The organism is uncultured Eudoraea sp., from assembly GCF_947258525.1.
Classification (GTDB): Bacteria; Bacteroidota; Bacteroidia; order Flavobacteriales; family Flavobacteriaceae; genus Eudoraea.
The window spans coordinates 1-3,862 of the sequence record NZ_CAMYIP010000038.1; the positions used below are offsets into that span (position 1 = coordinate 1).

At 38.2% G+C, this 3,862-nt stretch carries 3 protein-coding genes and 1 pseudogene; all 4 read left to right on the forward strand.

Annotated features, from left to right (window positions below; all coding sequences use genetic code 11):
• Positions 1-731: DUF2092 domain-containing protein (locus tag Q0X89_RS02490; RefSeq protein WP_297691029.1), on the forward strand; the 731-nt coding region annotated here is incomplete at its 5' end.
• Between the two features lie 32 nt (positions 732-763).
• Entirely contained in the window at positions 764-1,849 is a 1,086-nt protein-coding gene (locus Q0X89_RS02495; RefSeq protein ID WP_297691030.1) for a DUF6515 family protein, read from the forward strand.
• Between the two features lie 214 nt (positions 1,850-2,063).
• Positions 2,064-3,515, forward strand: coding sequence for an MBOAT family O-acyltransferase (locus tag Q0X89_RS02500; RefSeq protein WP_297691031.1), 1,452 nt, complete (start codon positions 2,064-2,066; stop codon positions 3,513-3,515).
• 5 nt (positions 3,516-3,520) lie between these two features.
• A pseudogene (locus Q0X89_RS02505) lies at positions 3,521-3,862 on the forward strand (hypothetical protein); the annotation flags it as partial.

Here is a 3,862-nt window from a genome sequence, read left to right on the forward strand (position 1 = left end):
CTATGAAAAAATACGTAGTAACACTTGCTCTAATAGCACTTCCTTTTTTTGGCCAAAGCCAGGCTGCGAGGCAAATAGATTCTGCAGGAGTATATATCCTTGACAGGATGGCAGATATTATTGGCGAACTTGAAGCCGTAAGTTTTTCTATCGAAACTTCCATAGACAAATTGGATGCCGAACAAAAAATTACAACACAACATAGTGTAAGCCAGGTGAGTATGGCAGGTCCTGATAAAATGGTCTTCCACAAAATAGGAGATAAAGGAAAATATGGTTTTTGGTATAATGGTGCCTATGCTTCTATGTACTCCTTTAAAGAAAATAATTATGTCACCCTTGAATCACCTGATAATATAATTGCAATGATAGATGCCCTGCACACCAGGTTTGGCGTCCAGTTTCCTGCTGCGGATTTTTTCTATCCTTCCTTTACTGATGATATCCTGGCAGAATTCAATACCCTGGAGTTTTTGGGTAAAAAAATGGTGGATGGAGAAGAATGTTTTTATATAAGGGCCACCAATGAGAATGTGCATTTACAGCTATGGGTTTCAAGTAACAACTGGAATTTACCCAAACGTTTTATACTAATTCAAAAAGGGAAACAAAATTTACGAATAGAATCGGTTTTCAGGAATTGGGAGTTAAACCCAAAGCTCCCCAATACCCTATTTGAATTTTTACCTCCACCGAATGCCAGATTAATTGACATAATGGAAAAATCTTAATCCCTTATAATTTTATTAATTCAAAATATATTATGCATAAAGACATATCCAAGACAAATAAAAGTTCAGGACTAATTGTACTAATCCTGCTGCTTATACTTCCATTAGCTTCCATAAATGCCCAAAGAATGGGTCACAGAGCTTCAAGAGGTGGTGGAAGAAGTATGGCATCCCGTCCGAGCCCCCAGCGGTCAGCCCCTTCCAGATCCAATACTCAACGTCAACCACAACGTTCATCCGCGTCCAGACCATCTAGCTCGTACAACGCGCCTTCGAAGTCCATTAACGGTGGACATACGAGATCAAATGATCGCAGTTATAGCAGGACACCCAGTACAAGTCAAAGAAATAATGCGCAAACCAGGGAAAGAACATCCAACAGGGCGGCAACGGCAGATCGCAGCAGTTCAAATTCCGGAAATAGAGACAGGCAAAATGCATCCCGGGATGGAAGGAGGACTTCTGACGTAAAAAGTAGAGATGGAAACAGAACGAATATTAATAACAGCAACAGAAACATTAATATAGATAACAGCAGAAATGTAAATATTAACAGGGGCAACACCTATGTACGAAGAGGTGGACGAGCGTATGTAAGACCTCCCTACAGGTATGGTGGTTTCGGGTATTATTGCCACAGGCCTTACTTTTATCATCCTTATCGTCCTTTCTACTGGGGGCCCGTTTGGCATCCCTGGGGCTTTTTTGTAGCTACTATGGCGACCACTGCAATTATTATAAGTATAGAAAGCCAACAATACCATTATGATACCGGCGTATATTATGTTGAATCTGATGGTGGTTATACGGTGGTTCAGGCCCCTGTTGGGGCAACTGTGGAGACCATTCCCAAAGAAGCTGAAGTGGTGGAGGTTAATGAAACCACCAACAATTATTACTACGGTGGCGCTTATTATGAAAAATCAGATGAGGGTTATACAGTGGTTCCTGCAACTGCTGGTACTATAGTCCCACATTTACCGGATGGCGGGGAAGAAGTTAAAATTGGAGATCAGACCTATGTGAAATTTGGGGAGACCTATTACCAACCCATACAGCTCGATGGAGAAAACATGTACGAAATTGTGGAAGTACGGGAAGAAGAAGACGCAGAATAAACAATGGTTTATTTAATAGCATAGAATGAAAACCAGAAATAAAAACCACCCCATGCCATAAGTCGCAATAATTCATCTAATCAGACCATTTTTAAATAGTTGAGCGCAGGAAGATTGCTCAAGTTGTATTTATATTGGCTCCTATTGGTGATTGGGGTTTAATTACAAAATAAACGGAACTCATTCAAAAAGAAACACGGGTAAATTATTATTTATGTTATTTAACTCATTAGAGTATTTGCTCTTTCTTCCTATAGTTTTTATTCTATACTGGTATGTTTTTAATGGTAAGGCGCGCTATCAGAATATTCTTTTAATTTTTGCCAGTTATGTTTTCTATGGCTGGTGGGACTGGCGTTTCCTTGTGTTAATACTAGCAAGCACATTAGTTGATTACTTTGTAGGCCAGCAAATTCACAGGTCTGCAGATACTATTAAAAGCAAAGCTTGGCTTTGGGTAAGTGTTGTTTTCAATGTTGGAATGCTTGGCTTTTTTAAGTACTACAACTTTTTTACCGATTCTTTTATTGACCTGATTGCTAACATTGGCTATGATATTAAAAGCACCTGGACCTTGAGTATTATCCTGCCTGTAGGGATTTCGTTCTACACATTTCAAACCATGTCCTATTCCTTTGATATTTATTACAAGCGAATTAAGCCCACCTCAAATTTTATTGCCTTTGCAGCATTTGTTGCTTTTTTTCCACAGCTAGTAGCCGGACCTATTGAACGCGCTTCCAATCTGCTCTCCCAAATAACAAAGAAAAGAGTTTTTAACTTTGACCAGGCAGCAGGTGGAATGAAGCTTATTCTATGGGGGTTTTTTAAAAAACTGGTAATTGCCGATTCACTTGCACCGGTAGTTGATGATATATTTACCAATTACGCCGCATATCCTGCCTCAACACTTGTTTTGGGGGTTTGTTTATTTAGTTTTCAGGTATACGGGGATTTTAGTGGATATTCCGATATTGCCATTGGCACAGCCAAATTGTTTGGGGTGGAACTTATGTCCAATTTTAAGTTTCCACAATTCTCACGGAATGTCGCTGAATACTGGCAAAGATGGCATGTTTCTTTATCCACATGGTTTCGCCATTATCTTTACATTCCAATGGGCGGCAACAGAGTTAGCAAATTAAAATCTATACGCAATATCTGTGTCATATTTTTAGTAAGTGGTTTTTGGCATGGTGCCAACTGGACATTTATCTTTTGGGGTGGCCTGCACGCTTTGTTTTACATTCCTGTTTTCCTATTGGGAAGAAACAGGATATATGCAGGAAATGTAGTTGGTGAAAATTCATTTTTCCCATCCATAAAGGAAGTTGGAATGATGCTATGGACGTTTATTTTAGTTACATTTTCAAGGGTTTTCTTCAGGTCTCCAAGTCTTACGGACGCGTATGGTTATATTGATCATTTTTTTGCAGATCTTAGTTACGAAAACTATGTACATCCCATGGGGTATAGAATGATTGACTTTTATATTTTACTGTTTCTGTTCATTTTGTACGAATACCGTATTAGGAAAGATGAGAGGAATCCGTTTAAGTTTAAGTCTAAATACGTGCGTTTTTCACTCTATACCTTAGTAGTCCTTGCTATATTATTATTTTTTGATGACGGTGTGAATCGTTCCTTTATTTATTTTCAATTTTAGGAGCCATGGTAGCATTTTTAAAAAAATTATTTCTTTATATCCTATTGATTCTAATCGTTCTGGAAATACTTGTTCGGATATTTCATTTATATACAGACAATGCACCACAATATATAGATGAATTTGGGGTTGAAAAAAGAGTCCCACGTAGTGCCGGATATGCCGTACAAGGTAATAGGAATCAAAATTTTTCTGAATACGGCATAAACAATGCAGGTTTTAATTCATATAGGGATTTCCTTCCTTCTGCAGATAAATTCGAAGTAGCAATATTAGGAGATTCTTATATAGAGGGCTTTCATCAGGATTATCAAAACTCTATTGGGAAGAAAATTGAAAAGAAAATT

Bases quoted from the DNA above. Each gene is read 5' to 3' on its own strand.
- Q0X89_RS02495 (WP_297691030.1), top strand. From the start codon at position 764: ATGCATAAAGACATATCCAAGACAAATAAAAGTTCAGGACTAATTGTA.
- Q0X89_RS02500 (WP_297691031.1), top strand. From the start codon at position 2,064: ATGTTATTTAACTCATTAGAGTATTTGCTCTTTCTTCCTATAGTTTTT.